Source organism: Dactylosporangium sp. NPDC050688 (assembly GCF_040654515.1).
GTDB lineage: Bacteria > Actinomycetota > Actinomycetes > Mycobacteriales > Micromonosporaceae > Dactylosporangium.
This window is the reverse complement of record NZ_JBFAIC010000003.1, coordinates 250,265-273,758: the sequence shown is the minus strand read 5'-3', so window position 1 is coordinate 273,758 and position 23,494 is coordinate 250,265. Positions and strand designations below refer to the sequence as shown.

Sequence of the window (23,494 nt, the reverse complement as noted above, 5' to 3'; positions counted from 1 at the left end):
TCGCGTCCCGGCCGTCCGGACGACCACGACACGACTTCGATCAACCGGGCAAGATCACAAGCGGGCCGGCGGCGACCGATCACGGGCGCGGGGCCGGGTGCCGGCGGGGAGCGAGGTCCAGCGCACGGTGCACGGCCGTGGCGGCGGCGGTGGCGTACAGCAGGTCGCGCAGCACGTCGTGCCACAGGGTCAGCGGCTCGCCGGCGAAGGCGCGGCGGAACATCGCGGCCACCAGGCCCGGGCCGTCATCGACGTGGTGCTCGACACCCGGGTCGGCTCACCGGCGTTCGGGCAGTGGGACGCGGTGCGCTTCGACGCACGGCCGTTACGTCAACGTCCAGGCCCGGACCCCGCTGGCGATCCTCAACGCGCGGGCGGTGCAGCTGTGAACGACGGCGTGGCCGCGCCCGTCAGGCGACCCGTGCGTCGAGCCGCTGGTTGAGACTCACCGCGGCGTTGATCAGCGACAAATGACTGAATGCCTGCGGGAAGTTGCCGAGCTGCTCACCGGTGAGGCCGATCTCCTCGGAGTACAGCCCGAGCGGGTTGGCGTAGGTCTGCATCTTCTGGAAGACCAGCTGCGCCTCGGTGAGCCGGCCGGCCCGGGCGAGGGCGTCGACGTACCAGAACGTGCAGATGGAGAACGTGCCCTCGTCGCCGCGCAGCCCGTCGGGCGAGGCGCTCGGGTTGTACCGGTAGACCAGGCTGTCGGACACCAGCTCCCGCTCGATCGCGTCCAGGGTGGACGTCCACATCGGATCGTTCGGGGTGACGAACCCGCTCAGCGGCATCAGCAGCAGCGCGGCGTCGACCACGTCGGAGCCGTAGTGCTGGGTGAAGGTGCCCTTCCCCGGGTTCCAGCCGCGGCTCATGATCTGGCGGTAGAGGTTGTCGCGCTCGGCGGTCCACCGGGTGACGTCGGCGGGCCGGCCGTGCCCCGTGGCCAGCCTGATCGCCCGGTCCAGCGCCACCCAGCACTGGAACCGGCCGTAGGTGAAGTCCTGGCGGCCGCCGCGGGTCTCCCAGACGCCCTCGTCCGGCTGGTCCCAGTTGTCGCACAGCCAGTCGACCAGGTTGGTGAGGCCGAGCCAGGCCCGGTGGGCGATGCCGATCCCGCCGCGCTCGGCGGAGTACAGCGCGTCGAGCGCCTCGCCGTAGATGTCCAGCTGCAGCTGGTCGGCGGCGTCGTTGCCGATGCGCACCGGGCGGGAGCCGCGCCAGCCCTCGAAGTGCTCGAGGGTCTCCTCGGAGAGCTCGGAGGAGCCGTCCACCCGGTACATGATCTTCAGCGGGCCGGACGAGGAGCCGACGCTCTCCAGGGTGCGGTCGCGCAGCCACTGGCCGAACGCGGCGGCCTCCTCGGTGTAGCCCAGGCCGAGCAGGGCGTGGATGGAGAACGAGCCGTCGCGCACCCAGGTGTACCGGTAGTCCCAGTTGCGCTCCCCGCCGACCTGCTCCGGCAGGCCCGCGGTCGGCGCGGCCACCGGCGCCCCGGTCGGCGCGTAGGTCATCAGCTTGAGCGCGATCGCCGAGCGGGTCACCATCTCCCGCCAGCGGCCCCGGTACGTCGAGGCGTTCACCCAGTCGCGCCAGTACCGGGCGGTGTCCTGCCCCAACCGCTCCAGCTCCGCCAGGGGGATGCGGTGCGGGCGGCCGCCCATCGACTCCAGCAGCATGCCGGCCGTCTCACCCTCGTGCAGCGTCAACTCGACCAGCAGGTCGTCGCCGTCGCGGTGCACCACCGGCTCCCGGTGCCCGGGGCCGACCGGGCTGACGGTGAGCTCCGTGCCGTCGCCGGCGAACACGGCACCCTCGTCGAACAGCTCCAGCTTGTGCGGGGACCGGCCGTAGTCGAAGCGGGGCCGCACCTCCAGCGTGAAGCGCATCGTGCCGCGCACCGTGCGCAGCATCCGGACCAGGCGGTGCCGGTCGGTCGGCACCTTACCGGCGACCGGCATGAAGTCGGCGACCTCGCCGACGCCGCCCTCCGTCATGAACCTCGTGATCAGCATCGCGGTCTCCGGCAGGTACAGCTGCCGGCTCACCACGTGCCCGTCGACGGGGGCGACGCGGCAGTACCCGCCGTGGTCGGCGTCGAGCAGCGAGGCGAACACGCTCGGCGAGTCGAAGCGCGGGCTGCAGAACCAGTCCACCGTCCCGTCGCCGCTGACGAGCGCGGCGGTCTGCAGGTCACCGATCAGCCCGTGGTCGCCGATCTCCGGGTAGCGCTCCATGATGGGTCCCTCCTGTGGCGGGTGTCACCCTCCACGGTCGCCCTCACCCGTCCGGGTCACCTCGCCTGCCGGGGTGACGGCCGGGGTGACGGCCCGGGGACGGCTCCGCGGCCAGCGCCGTCTTGAACCGCTGCAGCTCCTCGCGCGCGTCGCGGCCCACCGCCGGGTACCGCGGGTCGATGCCGATGAGGGTGTCGGCGATGACCGCCGCCGCGGCGATGCGGGCGAACCACTTGTGGTCGGCGGGGATGATGTACCAGGGCGCCCACCGGGTGCTCGTGTGCGCCAGCATGTCGGCGTACGCGTCCTGGTAGGCGTCCCAGTGCTGGCGCTCGGCGACATCGGCGGCGGAGAACTTCCAGTTCTTGTCGGGCCGGTCGATGCGCTGCAGCAGCCGCTTGCGCTGCTCCTCCTTCGACACGTTGAGGAACAGCTTGACGATGCGGAAGCCGTTGCCGGTGAGGTGGCGCTCCCAGGCGTTGATCGCGCGGAACCGGCGCCGCCACAGGTCGCCGCGGCGGGCCTCGGCCGGCAGGCGCTGGCGGTCCAGGTGCTCCGGGTGGACCCGCACGACCAGCACCTCCTCGTAGTGCGAGCGGTTGAAGATGCCGATCTCGCCACGGCTGGGCAGGCGCTGCGCGTACCGCCACAGGAAGTCGTGCCCGAGCTCCTCCGGCGACGGGACCTTGAAGCTGTGCACGTGGACGCCCTGCGGGTTGACGCCGCTCATGACGTGCCGGATCGTGCCGTCCTTACCGGCGGCGTCCAGCGCCTGCAGCACCACGATCACCCCGTGGGTGGCCTGCGCGGCGAGGCGGGCCTGGTAGTCGGCGAGCAGCGCGACGCCGCGCTGCAGCAGCGCCTCGGTGCCGCCGCCGTGCCGGCGCAGCCCGCCGGTGTAGCCGGGGTCGTACTGCCCGGCCAGCCGCAGCTTGGCGCCCGACGGCACCCGCAGCGGCGCGATGAGTTTGGCGATCCGCTCGGCCTGGACGTCACGCTCGTTCATGCCGTCCCCTCCGCTGCGCCCCGGCGCCGGCCTGAACTCCACCCTGAGCTGCTGATTCGCAGCCCTCCGCTGCGCTCCGGCCCGCTCATGCCGCCCCCTCCGCTGCGCCCCGGCGCCGGCCTGAACTCCACCCTGAGCCCACGATTCGCAGCCCTCCGCTGCGCTGCGGCCCGCTCATGTCGCCACCTCCGCCGTGTCGCGCCGCGGCTCGCCCGCCCCGCCGCCGGCGGTGGCCGGTGCCCGGTGCCGCAGCACCAGCGCCCGCAGTTCGGTGACGACCAGCAGGGGCACGCACGCCGCCAGGCAGATCAGCCACTGCCGCAGGTCGAGCCCGACGGTGCCGAGGATGCGCTGGACCAGCTCCAGCTGGGCGGCCACCACGATGGCGAGCACCGAGCACGCGGTGGTCGCCACGAACCGCCGGTCGTCGAACGTGTCCAGGGTGAACACGGACCGCAGGTCGCTGCGCACCGAGAAGGACAGCACCAGGTTGAGCAGCGAGAACGTGGTGAGGCCCATGGTGCGGGCCACGCCGGCGCCGTGGGCGCGGTCCGCCCACCAGATGACCGCGAGGGTGCTGGCGCCCATGACCAGGCCGATCACGGTGAGGCCGAGCAGGGTCCGGCCCGGCAGCAGCGGCGCGTCGGCGCTGCGGGGGCGGCGGCGCATCAGCCCCGGATCGGGCTTGGCCGAGCCGATGCCGACGGCCTGGAAGACCTGCGTGGTGAAGTTGACCCACAGGGTCTGCAGCGGCAGCAGCGGTACGCCGGAGGCGACGTTGAGCAGGCTCGCTCCCAGGAACGTGCCGATGAACCCGATCAGCGCGCCCATCTGGAACAGCACGTACTTCTGCAAGTTGTCGTACAGGCCGCGGCCGATCTCGACGGCCTTGACGATGGTGGCGAAGTCGTCGTCGGTGAGAATCATCGCCGACGCCTCCTTCGACACCTCCGTGCCGGTGATGCCCATCGCGATGCCGATGTCGGCCCGCTTGAGCGCCGGCGCGTCGTTGACGCCGTCGCCGGTCATGGCGACGATGTGCCCCTTCGCCCGCAGCGCCTCGACGAGGCGCACCTTGTGCTCGGGGGTGACGCGGGCGATGACGCCGATGCCGTCGATCTCGGCGGCGAGCTGCTCGTCGCTCATCGCGGCGAACTCGGCCCCGGTGATGGCCCGCCCGTCGATGCCGAGCCGCCGGGCGATCGCCGCGGCGGTGACCGCGTGGTCGCCGGTGATCATGCGGACCTGGATCCCGGCGGCCTTCGCGGTCGCGATGGCGGCCTTCGCCTGCGGCCGGGGCGGGTCGACGATGCCGACGAGCGCGAGCAGGGTCAGCCCGTCGAGCAGGCCGAGCAGGTCCGCGTCCGGGGCGGACGCCGCCGCCTCGAACACTGCCGGGTCGAAGTCCTGGCGGGCGGTGGCCATCACCCGCAGCCCCTGCCCGGCCAGGCGCGCGTTCTCGGCCAGGTACCGGTCGCGCAGCGGCTCGTCGATGACCGCCGGCGGCTGACCGGGCCGGGCCGGCACGTCGACCGCGGCGGACCGGGCGAGCAGCTGGTCGGGGGCGCCCTTGACGTAGGCGCGGACCACGTCGCGCCCGGCGTCGTCGGTGCACCGGTGGAAGGTGGCCATCAGCTTGTACGCGGCGTCGAACGGCACCTCCGCCAGCCGCGGGTACCGCTGCCGGGTCGCCGCGACGTCCAGGTGCCCCTTCTCGGCGAGGACCACGAGCGCGCCCTCGGTCGGGTCGCCGACGAGCGCGCCGTCGGCGACGGCCGCGTCGCAGGCGAGGGCGAGCGGCAGCAGGTACGGCTCCAGCGGCACGTCGGGCTCGCCGCCGGCGTGCCGGATGTCGCCGTCGGTGCGGTAGCCGCTGCCGGTCACGGTGTAGTGCCGCCCCGGCAGGGTGAGCTCGACGGCCGTCATCTCGTTGAGCGTCAGCGTGCCGGTCTTGTCGGAGTTGATCGCCGAGGTCGAGCCGAGGGTCTCGGTCGAGCGGAGCCGTTTGACGATCGCGTTGGCCCGCGCGAGGGCCTGCGTGCCCATCGACAGCATCGTCGTCACCACGGCCGGCAGGCCGGTCGGGATCGCGGACACGGCGAACGCGACCGCCGCGGTGAACACCACCTGGAAGGTGTTGCCGCGGGCCAGGTTGACCAGCACCGACAGCAGCAGCGCGGCGCCGGCCACGACGAGGATCTGGTCGGTCAGCCGGGCCAGCTGCCGGGTCAGCGGCGTCTCGGCGCCCCGGTCGCGCTGCAGCATGCCGGAGATCGCGCCGACCTCGGTCGCCATCCCGGTGGCGGTGACGACGACCTCGCCGGTGCCGCGGGTGACGTTGGTGTGCATGTACACCATGTCGACGCGGTCACCGAGCGCGGCCTCCGCCACCGGTACCGTGGCCGCGTCCTTCACCACGGGGACGCTCTCGCCGGTCAGGGCGGACTCGTCGACCTCGAGGCGGGCCGCGCGCACCAGCCGGCCGTCGGCCGGGACGAGGTCACCGGCCTCGACCAGCACCACGTCGCCGGGGACGAGGTCCTCGGCCGGCACCTCGGTGAGCCGGCCGTCGCGGCGCACCCGCGCCTTGACCACCATCATCTGCTGCAGCGCGGCGACGGCCGCGGCCGCCTTGCCCTCCTGGCGCAGCCCGAGGACCGCGTTGAACAGGGTGAGCGCCAGCAGCAGCAGGCCGGTGCCGAGCTGCCTGAGCGGGTACAGGCTGCCCAGCCCGGCGCACAGCAGCACGATCTGCATCGGGTCGGCGTACTGCCGGGCGAACGCGCGCCACCGCGGCTCCCGGCGCGCCTCGGCGAACCGGTTGGGCCCGTACGCCGCGCGGCGCGCCGCGACCTCGGCCGAGGACAGCCCGTCGTCGCGCTCGACCCGCTCGACCGCCAGAACCTCGGCGATGGACAGGGTGTGGAACCGGGCGTCAGGCTTCGGCAGCGTGCTCGTCACAGTGAGCCTCCAGGGTCGGGCGGCACGGTCCGGCGCCCGCAGGTACCCGCGTGCGCGGCACCGAACCGTCCCGCCCGGCTCAACCGCGCCGGAGGGTGAGCCGACCGGCGCCTGGGGCGCTCAGATCCGGGCGCCCTTGGCGAGGTTGCAGCGGCGGCACAGCAGTTGCAGGTTGCCGGCGCTGGTCGCGCCGCCGCGGCTCCACGGGATGACGTGGTCGAACTCCAGGTACTCGGTGGCCTGGCACTCCACGCACGCCCCGCCGTCGCGGCGCCACACCTCGGCCCGGACGGCGGGCGGGATGGCGCGGGAGTCGCGCTGGGCGGGGACCTGGGCGATCCGTCTGGCGATCCTCAGCACGCCGGTGAGGACGGCGGCGGCGTGCTCGGCGTCGTCCACCTTGTAGTTGCCGCCCTTGGAACTGGTCGTCGACACGACGACACGGCCGTTCTCGGGCCGGACCTCCATGACCTTCGCCCAGCTGAGCTCGGACCCACCGACGTCGCTGAAGAAGCGCAGCTTCGTGTTCGTCGCGATCAGCCGGCCGTGCTGCGGACGCGGCCCGCTGGCGAGGAACTTGATGTGAGTGGCCGGCGTGTCCAGGTGCAGGACCTCGCTCGCCTCGAGGTTCAGCGTCGTCTCGGTGATGCGCGGTACGTCGCCGCCGGCGATCAGGCCGAGGTCGTACCCGCGCTGCAGCCGGCGGCGCATGTCGGTGATCGCGGGATCGGCGATGCCGATGCGGCGTACCGTGTCGTCGAAGCCCTCGATCTCGTGCCGCTCGATGAGGTCGTCGGCGAACGCGAACGCCACCACCTGCTGCAGGTGCTGCAGGGCCGCCGGGCGCAGCGCCTCCCGGCCGGCGGCCTCGCTGATGCGGTGGTAGCGCAGCTCATGCCACAGGGTGTCCCACTCCGGGCCGCGCGGGCCGGACGCCGCGAGGACCCGGGCCGCCTTCGTGCGCCACACGTTGAGCAGGTTCGTGACCTCGGCCGCGCACCGCGGGCACGCCGGCGGCAGGCCGACCCTCGGCTGGAACTTCATCGCACCGCACCGCCCGCAGGTGCTCTGCGTTTCCTGGAATCGCTGGACCGTCTGCACGCTCCACTCGGTGCCGGTCCACCAGCGCAGCATCCGCGGGTCGTCCGGCAGCGGATACCAGTCCGGTCGGTGCTGCGTGGCGGTCGCGGGCGGCTGCGGTTCGTCGTCGTCGACGGTCACGCCGTAGTGGGTCGCGAGGCCGGCCAGGCCGGAGTCCCAGCCCTGGCCGATGGCCCGGAACTTCCATTGCCCCTGCCGCCGGTACAGCTCGCCGAACACCACCGCCGCGACCCGCTCCACGTTCGCGACCGGAAACCTGGCGATGGCCTGCCCCTGCTGGCTCTTCACCGTGACCTCCAGGCCGGGCACGGTGTCGAAGGTGCCGGCGTCCATGGAGCCGGCGATGACGACCTTGTCGATGCCGGCCGGGATCCGCCCCAGCTGCACGGCCAGGCTCGCGCCGCCGGTGTCGTGCACGGTCAGCTGGACCGCGCCGGAGGCGTCGCGGGGCTGGTTGTAGAACACGAAGTCGTCGTCGCCGCGGACCTTCTCCTGCGCGGTGACGAGCAGCGCGCACGGGTCGACGGACGAGCCCGCCCGCCAGGCGATCGCCACCTGTACTGCCGGGTCGTCGATCGTGGTGTTCGCACCGCGTACGAGCGCGACGGTTGTCATGCCGGGCCACCTCCGGCGCGATCCTAGCGATCCTCGATCACCCGCAGCGATCACCCAATCACGAATATGGACGACCGTCCGTCGTGATCGACCGGCCCGCCACGCCCCGTCCGACGATGCGTGGCGTCCGGTGACCGAACGGCCGGAGGGACGCGGCGGACGGCCCGCGGGGTGGCGCAACGGGTGAGTGCGGCCGCTGGATCGGCCGATGGGCCGGGTGCCGGTGGCTACAATCGCCGCAGCCCCGCCAGCCTGGAGGCCCCATGGTCACTGCGCCGCAGATCCGTGGTTACCGCGACCTCGCCCTGATCAGCGCCAAGGGCGGCCAGGCGCACGTGTACCGGGCGCACAAGGCGACGATGGACGGCTCCCCCGTCGCGATCAAGGTGTACAAGCAGGACCTCGACGACGCCGACCGGCGGCGCTTCCTGCGCGAGGTCCAGGCGTTGCAGGCGTTGCGCGGACGGCCGCACGTGGTGCGGCTGCTGGAGGCGGACCTCACCGACGACGGCGCCGGATACGTGGTCATGGACCTGTACGCCGCCACGGCCGCCGACCGGCTCGCCGGCGGGGAGACGCTGCCGGCCGCCGACGTGCTGCGCATCGGCGCGCAGGTGGCCGAGGCGCTCATGTACGCGCACGAGGCCGCGACCCGCATCCTGCACCGCGACATCAAGCCCAGCAACATCCTGCTCGCCGACGACGGCGCCGCGGTGCTGACCGACTTCGGCATCTCCGCGATCTCCCGGACCGACGGCGCCTACACCGCCACGGCCAGGATCGGCACGCGGGGATACATGGCGCCGGAGGTGCACGCCGGGCACGGCGACAGCGTCGCGTCGGACCTCTACTCGCTCGGCGCCACCCTGCACACGCTGCTGCTCGGCGAGCCGCCGTCCGCGGTGGCACCCGCCGGGGCGCTGCCCACGGTGCCGGAGCCGCTCGCCTCCGTGCTGCGCGGGGCGCTGTCGCCGGACCCGGCCCAGCGGCCGGAGTCGGCCCGGCGGCTGCGCGAGGAGCTGCTGCACGCGGCGGCGCGGGAGACCGGCGCGTTCGCCTCACCGCCGGCCGCCACCAAGGTCATGCCGGAGGAGCCCGCCACCTCGGCGGAGGTCCGCCCGCGGCTGCTGGAGCCCCCGGCCGCCGACCCCGACCTCGGCCGCACCATCGGCGGGGGGCTGGCCGGGATGCTCGCCGGCCTGGGGCTGCTGACGCTGATCGACTGGCCCTGGTGGGCCGGGGCGCTGCTGGTCGCGGTGCCGCTCGGCGTGGCCGTGGCCCTGCGGGCGGCGCTGCACACCCGGCGGCTGGCCGGGCCGGCCGCGGCGGCGGCCCTGGCCTGCTACGCGGTGCCGGTCCTGGGGTACGCGTCGGGGCTGGGCGAGCACCTGTTCGGCAACCTCGGGATGCTGGCGCTGGTGCTGCTCGCGTTCGGCGGCCAGGTCGTCGCGACCCACGAGATCGAGCGGTACGTGCGGCAGGACCTCGCCCAGGCGGAGGTCGCCCGGGCCAACCAGGAGCGGCGGCAGGTGTTCGAGTCGTTCGGCCGCCGGTACTGGCTGGACGGCGCCGGCCCGCCGGACTGGCTGGACGACGTGCTGGGCGCGCTGCCGGCCGCGCGGGCCATGCCGTGGCGCGACGGCCTGGTGCGGCACGCGGTGGTGTGCGACCGCAGCGTGGTGCTCGTCACGGTGCTGGACGGCGCCCGCCCCGGCGCCTACGACCTCGCCCCGGCCGTCGGGCACCCCTGCCGGGTGTTCGCCGACGGCCGCCCGAACACCTCCGTCGACACCCGGCTGCGGGACCTCGCGACCCGGGTCGACGGGGTCGGCTGGGGCGCGGCCGGTGCCGCCGCCGGCTGCGTGGTCGTGCTCACCACCGACGGCACCCGCTGCGACGGGATCCGGCTCGCGCCGGCGCAGTTCGACGCGACCGGCCTGACGGTCGTCGTCGCCCGGGACGCCGCGGCGGCCGTGGTGCGGCTGCTGGCTGGCGCCGAACCCCTGGTCATCGACCCGATCCTGCTGCGCGCGGTGCGCGAGCGCGCGGCGCGCGGCTGACCCTTCCGGGTTCGGTCGCATCGCCGGTCCCGGCCGTCGATCGACCGATGTAACGCAACCCACACGGTTCGACTGCGCCCCGCAACCTTGACAGCCGCCGTTCCGCAACTATCCTATTCCTACCTACTAACTAGAGAAGATAGGAAAGCTCGGAAAAGCATCTCGAGCCGGGACGGAGACAGGCAGCGTGCGCAGTTGTTGTCGCCGACCGCAGGCGAGCTGATCGGAGCACAGTGACGTGCACATCTCTGTCCGGGCCGACTACGCGATCAGGGCCATGCTCGCCATCGCCGTGGCGGACCCGGGCCGCGTCACGGCGGCGCAACTGGCTCAGCGCGAGCAGATGTCCATCGGCTCGCTGCAGACCGTCCTGCTCGAACTGCGCCGAGTCGGGCTCGTGCACAGCCACCGCGGCACGGAACGGGGCTACGGCCTCGCCCGGCCGGCGTCGGCCATCACGGTCGGCGAGATCCTGCGCGCCATGAACGGGGCGCTGACCACGGTGCGTGGCCTGCCCACCGGACAGGCCACCTATGACGGGGTCGGCCGCGGGCTGCAGAAGGTCTGGCTGTCGGTCGACACCGCGGTCAACGCGATCGTCGACCGGGCCACCCTGGCCGACCTGCTCGCCGAGGAGCGCACCGCGTAACACGCACAGCACCGCACGACCCATATGAGCACCCCCTACCCAGGAGGACAGGTTCCCCATGAAGCACCCCATCAGAGCGACTGCAGCGCTCATGCTCGCCGCCGGCTTACTGCTGTCGGCGTGCGCGGGGACCACCAAGAAGGACGACGCCGGTGCCGCCGGCGAGTCCACCACGCTCAACATCGTCGGCTTCGCGGTGCCTGAGGCCGCGAACAAGGCGATCGCCGCGGAGTGGAACAAGACCCCGGCGGGCAAGGGCGTCAAGTTCCAGACCTCCTACGGCGCCTCCGGCGACCAGAGCCGCGCGGTGGTGGCCGGCCTCAAGGCCGACTACGTGCACTTCTCGGTCTCCAGCGACGTGACCCGTCTGGTCGACGCCAAGCTGGTCGACCCGAGCTGGAACGCCGGGCCCACCAAGGGCATCGTGTCCTCCTCGGTCGTGGTCCTCGCGGTGCGCCCGGGCAACCCGAAGAACATCAAGGGCTGGGACGACCTGATCAAGCCCGGCATCGGCATCGTCACCCCGAACCCGGCCTCCTCCGGCGCGGCCCGCTGGAACGCCCTGGCGGCGTGGGGTCACATCACCGCCAACGGCGGCACCGACGCGCAGGCCGGCGAGTTCCTCACCAAGCTCTTCGCCAACGTCGTCGCCCTGCCCGGCAGCGGCCGCGACGCCACCACCGCCTTCCTCGGCGGCACCGGCGACGTGCTGCTCGCCTACGAGAACGAGGCCATCCTGGCCCGCCAGAGCGGCGAGAAGCTCGACTGGGTCTACCCGGACACCACCCTGCTGATCGAGAACCCGGGCGCGATCCTCACCAACGCCAACCCGAAGGCCAAGGAGTGGCTCGACTTCGTGCTGAGCTCCTCCGGCCAGCGCCAGTTCGCGCTCAAGGGCTTCCGCCCGGTCATCTCCGGCGTCGACGCCAAGGGCGTCGAGGGGGCCATCGACCCGAACAACCCGTTCCCGGCGCCCAAGAAGCTGCTCACCGTCGAGAAGGACTTCGAGAGCTGGTCGAAGCTGTCGAAGAAGTACTTCGACGAGAAAGAGGGCCTCATCGTGAAGATCATCGCCGCGTCGGGCAAAGCCAAGTGACCTCCGCGACCCTGACGCCTGACGTCAACCAGAGCCGGCCGGCGGGCAACCGCCGGTCGGCTCCGGCCGGTCACCCACTCTCCCGCGTCTCCGGCCTCGGGCTCGGGGTCGCGATGCTGTGGTTCAGCCTGCTGGTGCTCATCCCGCTCGCCGCGGTCGTGGCCGTCGCCGGCTCCGGAGGCTGGAGCGGCTTCTGGGACGCGATCACCGCGGAGCAGACCCTCGCGTCGATCGAGCTCACCATCTTCACCTCGGTCGGCGTGACGCTGGTCAACGTGGTGATGGGCACGCTCATCGCGTGGGTGCTGGTGCGCGACCGGTTCTTCGGCAAGCGCGTCCTCGAGGTACTCGTCGACATCCCGTTCGCGCTGCCGACGATCGTCGCCGGTCTGGTGCTGCTGTCGCTGTACGGGCCGAAAAGCCCCATCGGCGTCGACATCGCCAACACCCGGGTCGCGGTCTTCGTCGCGTTCCTGTTCGTGACGCTGCCGTTCATCGTGCGCACCGTGCAGCCGGTGCTCGCCGAGATCGACCAGGACGTCGAGGAGGCCGCGGCCTCGCTCGGCGCCAGCCGGTTCACCATCTTCCGGCGGGTCATCCTGCCCAGCCTCACCCCGGCGATCACCGCCGGGGCCGCGCTGTCCTTCGCCCGCGGCGTCAGCGAGTACGGCTCGCTGGTGCTGCTGTCGGGCAACCTGCCGATGCGCACCGAGGTGACCTCCGTGCGCATCTTCAGCAGCATCGAGAACGACAACCTGGAGAACGCGGCGGCCGTCGCCACCGTCCTGCTGGTGATCTCGTTCGCCGTCATCGTGCTCCTCGACGTGATCCAGCGAAGGACGGTGCGCCGTGGCTGACATCCTGGACAAGCCCGCGCCGGTCCGGCGGGCGGGCACCGGCAAGGCCTGGACCCGCCGCCGCGGCCCGGTCACCTACCTGGTCCGGCTGGTCGTCGTCACGTACCTGTTCTTCCTGGTGGCCTGGCCGGTGTACCTCGTCGGCCAGAACACCTTCCAGGAGGGCTTCGACGACCTGCAGGCGATCCTCTCCGACCCCGACATCGTGCACGCGCTGCACCTGTCGCTGGAGATCGCGATCATCTCCGTGCTCATCAACACCGTCTTCGGCGTCCTCATCTCGATCCTGCTGGTGCGGTACCGCTTCCCCGGCAAGCGGCTGCTCAACGCGCTGCTGGACCTGCCGCTGTCGGTGTCGCCGGTGGTCGTGGGCCTGTCGCTGGTGCTCGTCTACGGCGGCCGCAACGGCTGGTTCGGCCCGACCCTGGAGAGCTGGGGCCTGCAGATCATCTTCGCCGAGGCCGGCATGGTCATGGCGACCGTGTTCGTCGCCCTGCCGCTGGTCATCCGCGAGGTCGTGCCGGTGCTGCAGGAGATCGGCGACGAGCAGGAGCAGGCCGCCCGCAGTCTCGGCGCCAACGCCCTGCAGACCTTCGTCCGCATCACCCTGCCCTCGATCAAGTGGGGCATCATCTACGGCGTCGTGCTGAGCCTCGCCCGCTCGCTCGGCGAGTTCGGCGCCGTGAAGATCGTGTCCGGCAACGTGCTGGGCCTGACCCGCACCGCGCCGCTCGTGGTCGAGGAGAAGTACCTCAACTTCGACAAGGGCGGCGCCTACGCCACCGCCTTCCTCCTCGCCCTCGTGGCCGTGGCCAGCATCATCGTCGTATCCGTCCTCCGGCCGAAGGAAGAACGTTGAGCATCGAGATCGCAGGGGTCGGCAAGCGCTTCGGAGACTTCGTCGCGCTCGACAACGTATCGGTGAGCATCCCGTCGGGCCGGCTCACGGCGCTGCTGGGCCCGTCCGGCGGCGGCAAGTCCACGCTGCTGCGCATCATCGCCGGCCTGGAGCGCGCCGACACCGGCCGGGTGGAGATCGAGGGCGTCGACGCGACGGACCTGCCGCCGCAGAAGCGCAACGTCGGCTTCGTGTTCCAGCACTACGCCGCGTTCAAGCACATGTCGGTGCGCCGCAACGTCGCCTTCGGCCTGCAGATCCGCAAGCGGCCGAAGGCGGAGATCGCCGCGCGCGTCGACGAGCTGCTGCACCTGGTGCACCTGGAGCAGTTCGCCGACCGGCTGCCCGCCCAGCTGTCCGGCGGCCAGCGCCAGCGCATGGCCCTGGCCCGGGCCCTCGCGGTCAAGCCCACGGTCCTGCTGCTCGACGAGCCGTTCGGCGCGCTGGACGCCAAGGTCCGCAAGGAGCTGCGCGACTGGCTGCGCCGCCTGCACGACGAGGTCGAGGTGACCACCGTCTTCGTCACCCACGACCAGGAGGAGGCCCTCGAGGTCGCCGACGAGATCGTCGTCATCAACGACGGGCGCATCGAGCAGATCGGCTCCCCCGACGACCTGTACGACCGCCCGGCCAACGACTTCGTCATGCGCTTCCTCGGCCCGGTCACCCAGCTCGGCGACCACCTCGTCCGCCCGCACGACCTGCAGATCGGCACCACCCCGTCCGGCCCGGACGACGTGGCCGGGCAGGTCACCCGCATCACCCGGATCGGCTTCGAGATCCGCATCGACGTCACCACCACGACCGGCCAGCCGGTCATCGTGACCGTGACCCGCAACGAGTTCCTCGCCCTCGGCCTGGAGACCGGCGCGACCGTGCACCTGCGGATCGCCCCGGGCAGCCCCACCACCGCCGTCGGGAGCGCCCCGGCCGGCGTCGGCCAGGACCTCGCGGCGAGCAGCATCTGACCGGCCGGCGAACGCACGCCCTGGAGACGCCGCGAGCCGCCCGTGCCGTGGAATACGGCACGGGCGGCTCCTCTGGTGACGGGGGTCAGGCCTGGCGGACGGCGACGTTGTCGACGCCGGCCTCGACGAGGCTGGCGGTGGACGCGTCGGCGGCCTCGATGAGGATCCGGACGCTCTGCCCCGCGTACGGGGTGAGGTTGGCGCTGCCGGTCGCCCACGACGCGTCCCGGTCGGTGGCGGCGCCCGCGGCCGTGAACAGCACGGTGGTGCCGCTGGCGGTGACCACGCTGACCCGCAGGAAGTCCGCGGACGAGGCGTTGCTGCCGTGGCCGAGGTACCACGACCAGCTCAGCGTCAGCGTCCCGGTCGACGGCAGCGTGATGCTCGGCGAGCGCACGCTGGTGGTGCCGCCGTCGACGTCGTTCGCGCCGGCGCTGGAGCCGGCCAGGCGCGCGGTCACCAGGTCGTTGCTGCCGCTGACCGTGGTGCCGAGCTGCTTCGGGCCGCTGGAGTCGGTGGCCTCGGGGTCGCCGCGCTCCCAGGCGCCGCTGGTCGCGGTGTCCGTGCCGGACGGGTTGACCGTCCATCCGAGGTTCGTCTCGAAGTCGTCGGACCACACCGTGGTGCCCGGGCTCGCGCCGCAGTACTGCGCCTCCTTGCCGATCACCCGGTACGGGCAGTCGGCGTACTCGGCGATCTGCAGGCTCGCCTCCCGGTTCAGCGCGGTCTGCGCCGCGATGACCTCGTCGGGCGGGTAGAAGCCGCCGCCGCTGGAGCCGCCCGGGTACATCTCGAACGTGTAGGACCAGATGCGCTGGTCGCCCCACATCCAGTCGTCGATGGACCCGTCGGTGATGTACAGGTCGCTGGCCTGCTCGGGGGTGTAGCCGTTGGTGCCGGCCATCTGCACGCCGAGCGTGCGGAACGTCGCCTCCTGGTCGGCGTCCAGGCCGGGCGCGGTGTTCGCGGTGGTGTACCCGAACGGCCACAGCACGAGCTTGCCGTAGGTGTGGAAGTCGATGTGCGTCTTGATCTGCTGCACCCCGCCGACGCGCCGGCTGAGCACGAAGTCGCGGACCCGCTGGGTCTCCGGCGCGGAGAACGCCGACGGCCCGCGGTACGTCTCGGAGCTGGTGCTGCCCGACGAGCCGCCGCAGCAGCCGAAGTTGTAGGACCAGTTGCGGTTGAGGTCGGTGCCGACGTTGCTGCTGCCGCTGTTCGGCTGGCGGTTCTTGCGCCAGGAGCACCCGAGGAACATCAAGACAACATCCGTCTTCGGCAATAACGCCGGCCGCTGGCCCGGCCGGCGCCATCGACGGTCGTTACTTGCCGCGCAGGCCGACCGGGTTGCCGTCGGTGTCCTGCAGCACGCAGACCCGCGAGCCGGGAGCGACCTCCCGCGGCGCGCTGCGTTCGGTGGCGCCCGCGGCGAGCAGCGCGGCGTGGGCGGCGTCGAGGTCGTCGACGTCGACGTAGGCCACCGGCCCGCCGGCGACGTCGCCCTGCGGCGCCAGGCTGACCTCGAAGCCGTTGGCGTTGAAGCCGACGTAGTAGGGCTGGTCGGTGTGCGGTGCGCCGAACAGTGCGGTGTAGACCGCCTTCGCGGCGTCCAGGTCGGACACGGGCACGACCACACTGCGGATCGTCGGGTTCATCTGTCGGTTCCTCTCCGGGTACGGGCGGCTGCCTGTCGCATCCACAACCGCCGCTTCCCCGGCGACGTTACGGACCGCCGGGGGTTGCAGTGGCCACAATGGACAAATCCGGGGTGCCGTCGGGCGCCCTATCGTGGCCGCATGGACCGTGATCTCAGGCCGCTCACCGTCGCCGCGGTCACCGCGGCCGTCTCCTGCGGGGTGCTCGCCGCCGCGGTCCGGTGGGCCTGGCTCGGCCCCGACGCGGGGCGCGGCGCCGAGTTCTGCGAGGCCGGGCGCGACTGGGTGGTGCGGCAGCCGGCGAACACGTTCAGCAACGCCGGGTTCGTCGCGGCGGGGCTGCTCATCGCCTGGCACGCCGGGGCGCGCCGAGACCTCGGCGCCGCTCCTGCCGGCGCTGCCGCCGGTCCGCGGTGGCGGGCGGCCGCCTTCGCCTGTCTCGTGGTGCTGCTCGGCCCGGGCAGCGCGGCGATGCACGCCACCCAGTCCGTGCTCGGCGGGCACCTGGACCTGCTGAGCATGTACCTGGTCGCCGCGTTCGCCGCCGCCTCCGCGACGATGCGGTGGCTGCGCGCCGGCACCGCGGTGCTCGCCGGGGTGTTCGCGGGCGCCGTGGCCGCCTGCGAGGCCGCCGGCGCGTGGGACGTGCGGGTGCCGGTGGTGCTGCACCCGGGCAACGCCGCGTTCGGCCTGCTGCTGCTCACCGCCGTGGCGCTGGAGGTCGCCGTCATCCGCCGCGACCGGATCTCGGCGGGTTCCGGCTTCGTGTACGCCGCGGTCGCGGTGCTCCTGGTCGCGTTCGCCGTGTGGAACGCCGGGCAGGCCTGGCTGTGCGACCCGCGTTCGCTGCTGCAGGGCCACGCCGTGTGGCACCTGCTGTGCGCCGTGTCGGCGTACCTGCTGTACCGCTACTACGCCAGTGAGCACGACTGATCTTGTGGTGCGGCGGGCGGGCACCTATGGCGCGTGAGGGAAACACTGTTTCCCTACCGAGGGGGCGCCCGTGGCAGGCACCGACCGTGGCGGCACCGTGCTGGTGGACGCCTTCGCCGGACGGCCGCCGGTGCCGGTGCGCCCCGGCGCGACCGCGCCCCTGGGCTGGTGGCCGGCGATCTGCGTGGCGCTGGTCGCGTTCGTCGACCGGGTCGAGTACAACCTCCTGGCCGGGGTCGTGCCGCAGCTCCAGGAGGAGTTCGGCCTCAGCGACAAGGCGGTCGGCGCGATCCCGACCGCCGGCGCGATCGCCGGGGTGGTGCTGCTGCTGCCGCTCGGCCTCGGCGCCTGGATCATCCTGCGCGGCGGCCGCACCTTCGATGCCGACGTCGCCCGCGCCACCGCCCGCACCACCGGCCATGCCGCCCGCCACGACCCGGCCACGACCTGACGGCGCCGGTGTCGGGCGGCCGCGGGCCGGTCCCGACCGGCGGGAGGACAGCGCGGGGGCCGCAGCGTCGGCGACAGTGGAAAGCGCACCACGGGCACCCGGCCCTGGCAGGTGGGCTGTGCGAGGCACACCTGCCGGGGGCCGGGCCCGGCTTCAGCGCTGGACGCGGGCGCTGCCGCCGCGGACCAGGGACTCGACCTCGGCGAGGCTCGCCATCGACGTGTCGCCGGGGGTGGTCATCGCCAGGGCACCGTGGGCGGCGCCGTACTCGACCGCGGTCGCGATCCCGCCGTCGCGTTCGAGCAGGGCGAAGATCAGCCCCGAGGCGAAGCTGTCGCCGCCGCCGACGCGGTCCAGGATCTCCAGGCCGGGCCGGTGGGTCGCCTCGGCGAAGTCGCCGCCGGCCCACGCGACCGCGCCCCAGTCGTTGACGGTGGCGCTGTGCACGGCGCGCAGCGTGGTGGCGACGACCTTGAAGCCCGGGTACTCCTCGACGACCGCCTTGATCATCGCCTTGAAGTTGCCGGCGTCGAGCGCGCCCGCGTGGATGTCCGTGCCGGGCACGGCGAAGCCGAGGCACGCCGTGAAGTCCTCCTCGTTGCCGATCATGACGTCGACGAGGCCGGCGAGGCGGCGGTTGACCTCCTGGGCGCGGGCCTGCCCACCGACGGCCTTCCAGAGGCTGGGCCGGTAGTTGAGGTCGTAGGACACGATCGTGCCGTGCCGGCGCGCGGCGGTCATCGCGGCCTCGACGGTCTCCGGGGCGACCTCCGACAGCGCGGCGTAGATGCCGCCGGTGTGCAGCCACCGGACCCCGAGCGTGCCGAACAGGTGCTCCCAGTCGACGTCGCCGGGGCGCAGCTGGCTGGCGGCGGTGTGCCCGCGGTCGGAGGTGCCGACGGCGCCGCGCACGCCGAAGCCGCGCTCGGTGAAGTTGAGCCCGTTGCGGGCGGCGCGGCCGATGCCGTCGTAGGGCACCCAGCGGATCAGGCTGGTGTCGACGCCGCCCTGCAGGATGAGGTCCTCCAGCAGGCGCCCGACCTCGTTGTCGGCGAACGCGGTGACGATCGCCGTGCGCAACCCGAAGCAGCGGCGCAGGCCGCGGGCGACGTTGTACTCCCCGCCACCCTCCCACGCCTGGAAGCTGCGGGCGGTGCGGACCCGGCCGGCGCCGGGGTCGAGGCGCAGCATCACCTCGCCGAGGGAGACGAGGTCGTAGCGGCACTCCTCCTTGGGGCGCAGGGTGAGCGTCATGCCGCCGCCACCTCCATCGCGGCCGCGGCCCGGCTGGTGACCTCGTCCCAGCGCCGCTCGGCGAGCAGGTCGGGGGCGACGATCCAGCTCGCGCCGACGGCCTGGACGGCGGGCAGGGCGAGGTAGCCGGGCATCACGGCGGGGGTGATGCCACCGGTCGGGATGAACCGGACCCCGCGGAACGGCGCGGCCAGGGCCTTGATCATCGCGGCCCCGCCGAGCTGCTCGGCGGGGAAGAACTTGACGAGGTCCAGGCCGGCGTCGAGGGCCATCTGGATCTCCGTGGCGGTGGCGGCGCCGGGCACGACCAGCACCCCGGCGTCCTGGCAGGCGGCGACGACGGCGGGGGCGAAGCCCGGCGTCACCACGAACTGGGCGCCGGCGGCGATGGCGCGCTCGGCCTGCTGGGCGCTCAGCACGGTGCCGGCGCCGACGACCAGGTCGTCACGGCCGGCGAGGGCCTCGATCGCGTCCAGGCCGGCGGCGGTGCGCAGGGTGATCTCGGCCGCCTTCAGGCCGCCCTTGACCAGGGCGTCGCCGAGCGCGCCGGCGTGCCGGGCGTCCTCCAGGACGACCACCGGCACCACCCGGCCGATCGCGAGCTGTTCATTATTCTGAACGTCAGTCACGAGTGTGAACATAGTGGAAGCCGCGCCGGTTCGCTACAGTGGCGCCGTGCAGCAGGAGCTCCAGGACTTCCAGCCGGTCAAGTCCGCCGGTCGCACGCTCGACGTGCTCGAGGTCCTCGCCGACCGGCCGCGCGCCTGGACCCTGGTCGACCTGGCCCGCGAGCTGGGCATCCCGAAGAGCAGCCTGCACGGGCTGCTGCGCACCATGACCGCCCGCGGCTGGGTGCGCGCCGACGAGACAGGTACCCGTTTCCGGCTGGGCATGCGCGCCCTGCAGGTCGGCGCGGCCTATCTCGACGGCGACGACAGCGTCGCGGTGGTGTCCGGCGTCCTGGACGAGCTGTCCCGGCGGCTCGGCGAGACCGTGCACCTCGGCCGGATCGACGGCGACCAGATCGTGTATCTCGCCAAGCGCGACTCCACGCACCGGCTGCGGCTCTACAGCGCCGTCGGCCGGCGGCTGCCCGCGCACGCGACCGCGCTGGGCAAGGCGCTGCTGGCCCAGCACCCCGACGGCGACGTCGACCGGATGCTCAGGTTCCCGCTGCAGCGGCTCACCGCGGGCACCGTCACCCAGCGCGGCGAGCTGCACCGGGCCCTCGCCGAGGTCCGCGCCGCCGGCTACGCGGTGGACCGGGAGGAGAACGCCGAGGGCATCATGTGCTTCGCGATGGCGGTGCCGCTGACCGACCCGGCCACCGACGCGGTGTCCGTGTCCGTGCCGACGACCCGGATGAGCGCGGAGGTCGAGCGGCGCGTCGTCGGCGCGCTGACCGAGCTCGTCCAGCCGCTCGGCCAGGCCCGCAGCATGCTGTCCGCCTGACTGGAGCCGTCGACGCACCCGGCATCCGCCGTGGTCGCCGACCCGCCGGCCGGACCGTCGTGTGATCCAGGTCGCGTCCCGGTCGTCCCGGGCGACCACGACACGACTTCGATCAACCGGGCAAGCTCACAAAGTGCACCGGTCACAGCCGGGTGCGGGTCCTGGGCGTCAGCCGCGCAGCCCGTACGCCGCCAGCACCGCCGACGTGACCGCCTCGACCGTGATACCCGGCAGCGCGTCCTCGAGGGCGCCGACGGTCGCCGGGTCCAGGTCGTAGCCAAGCTCGGCGTAGGCGGCACGCAGCGGTCCGCGCAGCGCGGCCGCGCCGGTGACCTGGATGATCGAGCTGAACAGCCAGCCGTCGCGGGTGACCCGCTGGGCGGAGCCGACGACCTTGCGGGTGCCGCCGAGGTTGACGCTGTACTCCCCGGGGCAGTACTCGCCGGGGACGGCCCCGACCCGGGCGTCTGCGCCGAGCCCGGTGAGCACGCCGGCGTGCAGGGCGGCGAACCGCCGGAACCGCTCCAGCGGGCCTCGGGACGCGTCCGGGGTGCGGTACACGTGGTCGACGACGACGCTGCCCCGGTGGTACACGGCGAGGCTGCCACCCTGCGGGCGCACCACCGGCGTCCAGCCGAGCCGCCGCACCGCCTCGGCCGCGGCCGGGTAGCCGGGGCGCAGCGTGTCCCGGCGGCTGAACGCGGCCGTCGGCGCCGGGGAGTACACCCGCAGGAACTCCTGCGCCTCACCCGCGCCGGCGCCGGTGTCGTCCGGCAGGGCGGCGCGCAGGCCCTCGCGCAGCAGCCGCTGGCCGAGGGTGACCTCCTGCGCCGGGCCGCCGGGCAGCGGGTGCCCGGCGAGCAGCACGGCAGTCACAGCCTGGCGATGGCCGAGGCGGGGTCCTCGATGGCGTCGGCGACGCTGCGCATGAACCCGGCGGCGGTGCCGCCGTCGCACACGCGGTGGTCGAACACGAAGCTCATCTGCGTGATCTTACGGACACACAGCTGCCCGTCCACCACCCACGGCCGGTCGATGATCCGGCCGAGGCCGAGGATCGCCACCTGCGGGTGGTTGATGATCGCGGCGCTGCCGTCGACCCGGAACGCGCCGTAGTTGTTGAGGGTGAACGTCCCCGCCGACAGCTCCCGCGCGGTGCTGCGGCCCTCGCGGGCGGTCGCGGTGAGCCGGCGGATCTCCGCGTCCAGCTGCGCGGTGGTCATGGCGTCCGCGCCGATCACGGCCGGCACCACGAGCCCGCGCTCACCCTGCACCGCGATGCCGAGGTCGACCCGGTCGAACTCGACGATCTCCTGGCGTTGCGTGTCGAGCCGCGCGTTGAACACCGGGTACTCGCGCAGCCCCGCGACCACGAACCGGGCGATGTACGCGATGAGCCCCGGCCCGGCGGGCGCGCTCTGCCGCAGCTGCCACAGCCTGGTGGCGTCGATGTCGACCCAGACGGTCGCCTCGGGAATCTCGGCGCGGCTGCGGCTCAGCGCCGCGGACACCGTCCTGCGGAACCCGTTGAGCGGCACCCGCCGCTCCCCCGCCACCGGCGCCGCGGGCGATGACGCGGGCGAGGAGGCGGGTGAGGAGGCGGGCGAGGAGGCGGGCGAGGAGGCGGGCGAGGAGGCGGGTGAGAGCATGGGTGAGGACGCGGGCTGCGGCGTGGACGCGGTGACGGCGCGCTCCACATCGGAGCGGGTGATGACGCCGCCCTCGCCGCTGCCCTCCACCGTGCGCAGGTCGACACCGTTGGCCCGGGCGAGGTTGCGCACCAGGGGCGAGACGACCAGCGGCACCCGCCGTGGCGTCCCGCCGGCCGCACCCGGCACGACCGGCCGCACGCCGCCGCGCGGGCGGCGCCGGCGACCCGTGGCGGTGCCGCCGGAGGTGCCGTAGCCGATGAGGACGTTGCCGGATCCGGCCTGCTCCTCCTCCCGGTAGGTGGCCGCCGCGGCGGCCGCGGCCAGCGACGGCGCACCCGCGGCGACGGGCTCCCGGTCGAGCACCGCCGGCGACGGCGCGCCCACGGCGACGGGCTCCCGGTCGACGGCGGCCACCGTGATCAGCGGCCGGCCCACCTCGACCGTCGCGCCGGGCGCCGCGTGCAGGGTCTCGACCCGGCCCGCGTACGGCGACGGCACCTCCACCACCGACTTGGCGGTCTCCACCTCGACGACGCTCTGGTCCACGGTGACCACGTCGCCCTCGGTGACGAGCCACCGTACGACCTCCGCCTCGGTGAGCCCTTCACCGAGGTCCGGCAGCAGGAACGTCCGCGCCGCCATCACTGCTCCCACTGCAGGTCGTCGACGGCGTCGAGGACCCGGTCCACGCCGGGCAGCTGGAAGTGCTCGAGCTTCGGCGGCGGGTACGGGATGTCGAGCCCGGTGACCCGCCGGACCGGCGCGGCGAGGGCGTTGAAGCAGCGCTCCGTGACCCGGGCGACGATCTCGGCGGAGACGCCGGCGAAGCCGGCGGACTCGGTGACGACCACGGCCCGGCCGGTGGAGCGCACCGCGGCGCAGACGGTCTCGTCGTCGAACGGCACGATCGAGCGCAGGTCGACCACCTGCAGGCTTCGCCCCTCCCGCTCGGCGGTCTCCGCGGCCTGCAGGGCGACCGGGACGGACGGTCCGTAGGCGATCAGGGTGGCGTCGGTGCCGTGGCGGCGCACGACGGCCGTGCCGATGCCCGGCGCCCGCGACGGCAGCTCGACCTCGCCCTTGCTCCAGTACAGTTTCTTCGGCTCGAGGAAGACCACCGGATCCGGCGAGGCGACCGCGGCGCGCAGCAGCGCGTAGGCGTCGGCGGGCGTGGACGGGGCGAGCACGTGCAGCCCCGGGGTGTGGGCGTAGTACGCCTCGGAGGAGTCGCAGTGGTGCTCGACGCCGCCGATGCCGCCCGCGTACGGCACGCGGATCACCATCGGCAGCGCGACCCGGCCGCGGGTGCGGTTGCGCATCTTCGCGACGTGGCTGACGATCTGCTCGAACGCCGGGTACGCGAACGCGTCGAACTGCATCTCCACGACCGGCCGCATGCCGTTCATCGCCATGCCGACGGCCATGCCGACGATGCCGGACTCCGCCAGGGGCGTGTCGAAGCAGCGGGCCTCGCCGAAGTCGGCGGTGAGGCCGTCGGTGATGCGGAAGACGCCGCCGAGCGCGCCGACGTCCTCGCCGAAGACGACGACCGACGGGTCCTCGGCCAGCGCGTCGCGCAGCGCCCGGTTGAGCGCCTGCGCCATCGACAGGGTGACGGTCCCGCCGGCCGGCGGCGCCGGCACGGCCACCGG

20 protein-coding genes and 1 pseudogene are annotated in these 23,494 nt (G+C 73.3%); 9 read left to right on the top strand and 12 right to left on the bottom strand.

Annotated elements, in window-relative coordinates:
- Positions 1 to 79: 79 nt before the first annotated feature.
- The 5 genes from AB0H83_RS05390 to AB0H83_RS05370 all read right to left on the bottom strand — a co-directional run bounded on the left by AB0H83_RS05390 (position 80) and on the right by AB0H83_RS05370 (position 7,917).
- Positions 80 to 223, bottom strand: a complete 144-nt coding sequence (locus AB0H83_RS05390; RefSeq protein ID WP_360087195.1) for a hypothetical protein — start codon at positions 221 to 223, stop codon at positions 80 to 82.
- Positions 224 to 410: 187 nt separating this feature from the next.
- Positions 411 to 2,234: a glycoside hydrolase family 15 protein gene (locus AB0H83_RS05385; RefSeq protein ID WP_360087192.1), complete on the bottom strand. Its 1,824-nt coding sequence runs from the start codon at positions 2,232 to 2,234 to the stop codon at positions 411 to 413.
- A gap of 43 nt (positions 2,235 to 2,277) precedes the next feature.
- Positions 2,278 to 3,240 (bottom strand): polyphosphate kinase 2 family protein, encoded by a 963-nt coding sequence (locus tag AB0H83_RS05380; protein WP_360087189.1) that lies wholly within the window; start codon positions 3,238 to 3,240, stop codon positions 2,278 to 2,280.
- Between the two features lie 174 nt (positions 3,241 to 3,414).
- On the bottom strand, positions 3,415 to 6,201 hold the full coding sequence (locus AB0H83_RS05375) for an HAD-IC family P-type ATPase (RefSeq protein ID WP_360087186.1): 2,787 nt from the start codon (positions 6,199 to 6,201) through the stop codon (positions 3,415 to 3,417).
- Positions 6,202 to 6,321: 120 nt separating this feature from the next.
- Positions 6,322 to 7,917, bottom strand: coding sequence for a TerD family protein (locus tag AB0H83_RS05370; protein ID WP_360087183.1), 1,596 nt, complete (start codon positions 7,915 to 7,917; stop codon positions 6,322 to 6,324).
- A gap of 263 nt (positions 7,918 to 8,180) precedes the next feature.
- Here AB0H83_RS05370 and AB0H83_RS05365 point away from each other — a divergent pair, with 263 nt between their 5' ends.
- From AB0H83_RS05365 to AB0H83_RS05340, 6 genes are all read left to right on the top strand, one after another.
- Positions 8,181 to 9,977: a serine/threonine-protein kinase gene (locus AB0H83_RS05365; RefSeq protein WP_360087180.1), complete on the top strand. Its 1,797-nt coding sequence runs from the start codon at positions 8,181 to 8,183 to the stop codon at positions 9,975 to 9,977.
- A gap of 238 nt (positions 9,978 to 10,215) precedes the next feature.
- Positions 10,216 to 10,626, top strand: coding sequence for an Rrf2 family transcriptional regulator (locus tag AB0H83_RS05360; RefSeq protein ID WP_360087177.1), 411 nt, complete (start codon positions 10,216 to 10,218; stop codon positions 10,624 to 10,626).
- A 58-nt stretch (positions 10,627 to 10,684) separates the two neighbouring features.
- Complete coding sequence (locus AB0H83_RS05355) at positions 10,685 to 11,722, top strand: sulfate ABC transporter substrate-binding protein (protein WP_360087174.1); 1,038 nt, start codon at positions 10,685 to 10,687, stop codon at positions 11,720 to 11,722.
- Entirely contained in the window at positions 11,719 to 12,579 is an 861-nt protein-coding gene (cysT, locus tag AB0H83_RS05350) for a sulfate ABC transporter permease subunit CysT (RefSeq protein ID WP_360087171.1), read from the top strand. Before AB0H83_RS05355 ends, cysT begins: the two co-directional genes overlap by 4 nt.
- On the top strand, positions 12,572 to 13,438 hold the full coding sequence (locus tag AB0H83_RS05345; protein WP_360087168.1) for a sulfate ABC transporter permease subunit: 867 nt from the start codon (positions 12,572 to 12,574) through the stop codon (positions 13,436 to 13,438). Before cysT ends, AB0H83_RS05345 begins: the two co-directional genes overlap by 8 nt.
- Entirely contained in the window at positions 13,435 to 14,445 is a 1,011-nt protein-coding gene (locus AB0H83_RS05340) for a sulfate ABC transporter ATP-binding protein (RefSeq protein ID WP_360087165.1), read from the top strand. The genes AB0H83_RS05345 and AB0H83_RS05340 overlap by 4 nt, the downstream gene beginning before the upstream one ends.
- Before the next feature lie 85 nt (positions 14,446 to 14,530).
- On the opposite strand, the pseudogene AB0H83_RS05335 reads toward AB0H83_RS05340, so the two are convergent.
- Positions 14,531 to 15,688, bottom strand: a pseudogene (locus AB0H83_RS05335) (M14 family zinc carboxypeptidase); the annotation flags it as partial.
- 79 nt (positions 15,689 to 15,767) lie between these two features.
- Positions 15,768 to 16,100 carry a VOC family protein gene (locus AB0H83_RS05330; protein WP_360087162.1) on the bottom strand — a complete coding sequence of 111 codons (333 nt, stop codon included), beginning with the start codon at positions 16,098 to 16,100 and terminating at the stop codon, positions 15,768 to 15,770.
- 141 nt (positions 16,101 to 16,241) lie between these two features.
- Here AB0H83_RS05330 and AB0H83_RS05325 point away from each other — a divergent pair, with 141 nt between their 5' ends.
- Both AB0H83_RS05325 and AB0H83_RS05320 read left to right on the top strand, forming a co-directional pair.
- Positions 16,242 to 17,033, top strand: coding sequence for a ceramidase domain-containing protein (locus AB0H83_RS05325; protein WP_360087159.1), 792 nt, complete (start codon positions 16,242 to 16,244; stop codon positions 17,031 to 17,033).
- A 70-nt stretch (positions 17,034 to 17,103) separates the two neighbouring features.
- The gene (locus AB0H83_RS05320) at positions 17,104 to 17,484 is read left to right on the top strand and encodes a hypothetical protein (RefSeq protein WP_360087156.1); all 381 of its coding nucleotides are present in this window, start codon (positions 17,104 to 17,106) and stop codon (positions 17,482 to 17,484) included.
- A gap of 153 nt (positions 17,485 to 17,637) precedes the next feature.
- On the opposite strand, the gene AB0H83_RS05315 is transcribed toward AB0H83_RS05320, so the two are convergent.
- Positions 17,638 to 18,738, bottom strand: coding sequence for a sugar kinase (locus tag AB0H83_RS05315; protein WP_360087153.1), 1,101 nt, complete (start codon positions 18,736 to 18,738; stop codon positions 17,638 to 17,640).
- Positions 18,735 to 19,367, bottom strand: coding sequence for a bifunctional 4-hydroxy-2-oxoglutarate aldolase/2-dehydro-3-deoxy-phosphogluconate aldolase (gene eda / locus AB0H83_RS05310; RefSeq protein WP_360087150.1), 633 nt, complete (start codon positions 19,365 to 19,367; stop codon positions 18,735 to 18,737). The genes AB0H83_RS05315 and eda overlap by 4 nt, the downstream gene beginning before the upstream one ends.
- A 46-nt stretch (positions 19,368 to 19,413) precedes the next feature.
- Here eda and AB0H83_RS05305 point away from each other — a divergent pair, with 46 nt between their 5' ends.
- Complete coding sequence (locus AB0H83_RS05305; RefSeq protein WP_360087147.1) at positions 19,414 to 20,190, top strand: IclR family transcriptional regulator; 777 nt, start codon at positions 19,414 to 19,416, stop codon at positions 20,188 to 20,190.
- 168 nt (positions 20,191 to 20,358) lie between these two features.
- Here the strand turns inward: AB0H83_RS05305 and AB0H83_RS05300 are convergent, their stop codons facing one another.
- The 3 genes from AB0H83_RS05300 to AB0H83_RS05290 are packed head-to-tail and all read right to left on the bottom strand — an operon-like array spanning position 20,359 to position 23,446.
- Positions 20,359 to 21,066: a hypothetical protein gene (locus AB0H83_RS05300; RefSeq protein WP_360087144.1), complete on the bottom strand. Its 708-nt coding sequence runs from the start codon at positions 21,064 to 21,066 to the stop codon at positions 20,359 to 20,361.
- Positions 21,063 to 22,484: a dihydrolipoamide acetyltransferase family protein gene (locus AB0H83_RS05295; RefSeq protein WP_360087141.1), complete on the bottom strand. Its 1,422-nt coding sequence runs from the start codon at positions 22,482 to 22,484 to the stop codon at positions 21,063 to 21,065. Before AB0H83_RS05295 ends, AB0H83_RS05300 begins: the two co-directional genes overlap by 4 nt.
- Positions 22,484 to 23,446 carry an alpha-ketoacid dehydrogenase subunit beta gene (locus AB0H83_RS05290; protein ID WP_360087318.1) on the bottom strand — a complete coding sequence of 321 codons (963 nt, stop codon included), beginning with the start codon at positions 23,444 to 23,446 and terminating at the stop codon, positions 22,484 to 22,486. Before AB0H83_RS05290 ends, AB0H83_RS05295 begins: the two co-directional genes overlap by 1 nt.
- Positions 23,447 to 23,494 lie beyond the last annotated feature (48 nt).

Excerpts from the sequence above, each read along its gene's own strand:
- AB0H83_RS05390 (WP_360087195.1), bottom strand. The coding sequence starts at position 223 with ATGTTCCGCCGCGCCTTCGCCGGCGAGCCGCTGACCCTGTGGCACGAC.
- AB0H83_RS05385 (WP_360087192.1), bottom strand. The coding sequence starts at position 2,234 with ATGGAGCGCTACCCGGAGATCGGCGACCACGGGCTGATCGGTGACCTG.
- AB0H83_RS05380 (WP_360087189.1), bottom strand. The coding sequence starts at position 3,240 with ATGAACGAGCGTGACGTCCAGGCCGAGCGGATCGCCAAACTCATCGCG.
- AB0H83_RS05370 (WP_360087183.1), bottom strand. The coding sequence starts at position 7,917 with ATGACAACCGTCGCGCTCGTACGCGGTGCGAACACCACGATCGACGAC.
- AB0H83_RS05365 (WP_360087180.1), top strand. The coding sequence starts at position 8,181 with ATGGTCACTGCGCCGCAGATCCGTGGTTACCGCGACCTCGCCCTGATC.
- AB0H83_RS05355 (WP_360087174.1), top strand. The coding sequence starts at position 10,685 with ATGAAGCACCCCATCAGAGCGACTGCAGCGCTCATGCTCGCCGCCGGC.
- AB0H83_RS05330 (WP_360087162.1), bottom strand. The coding sequence starts at position 16,100 with ATGAACCCGACGATCCGCAGTGTGGTCGTGCCCGTGTCCGACCTGGAC.
- AB0H83_RS05325 (WP_360087159.1), top strand. The coding sequence starts at position 16,242 with ATGGACCGTGATCTCAGGCCGCTCACCGTCGCCGCGGTCACCGCGGCC.
- AB0H83_RS05315 (WP_360087153.1), bottom strand. The coding sequence starts at position 18,738 with ATGACGCTCACCCTGCGCCCCAAGGAGGAGTGCCGCTACGACCTCGTC.
- AB0H83_RS05295 (WP_360087141.1), bottom strand. The coding sequence starts at position 22,484 with ATGGCGGCGCGGACGTTCCTGCTGCCGGACCTCGGTGAAGGGCTCACC.
- AB0H83_RS05290 (WP_360087318.1), bottom strand. The coding sequence starts at position 23,446 with ATGGCGCAGGCGCTCAACCGGGCGCTGCGCGACGCGCTGGCCGAGGAC.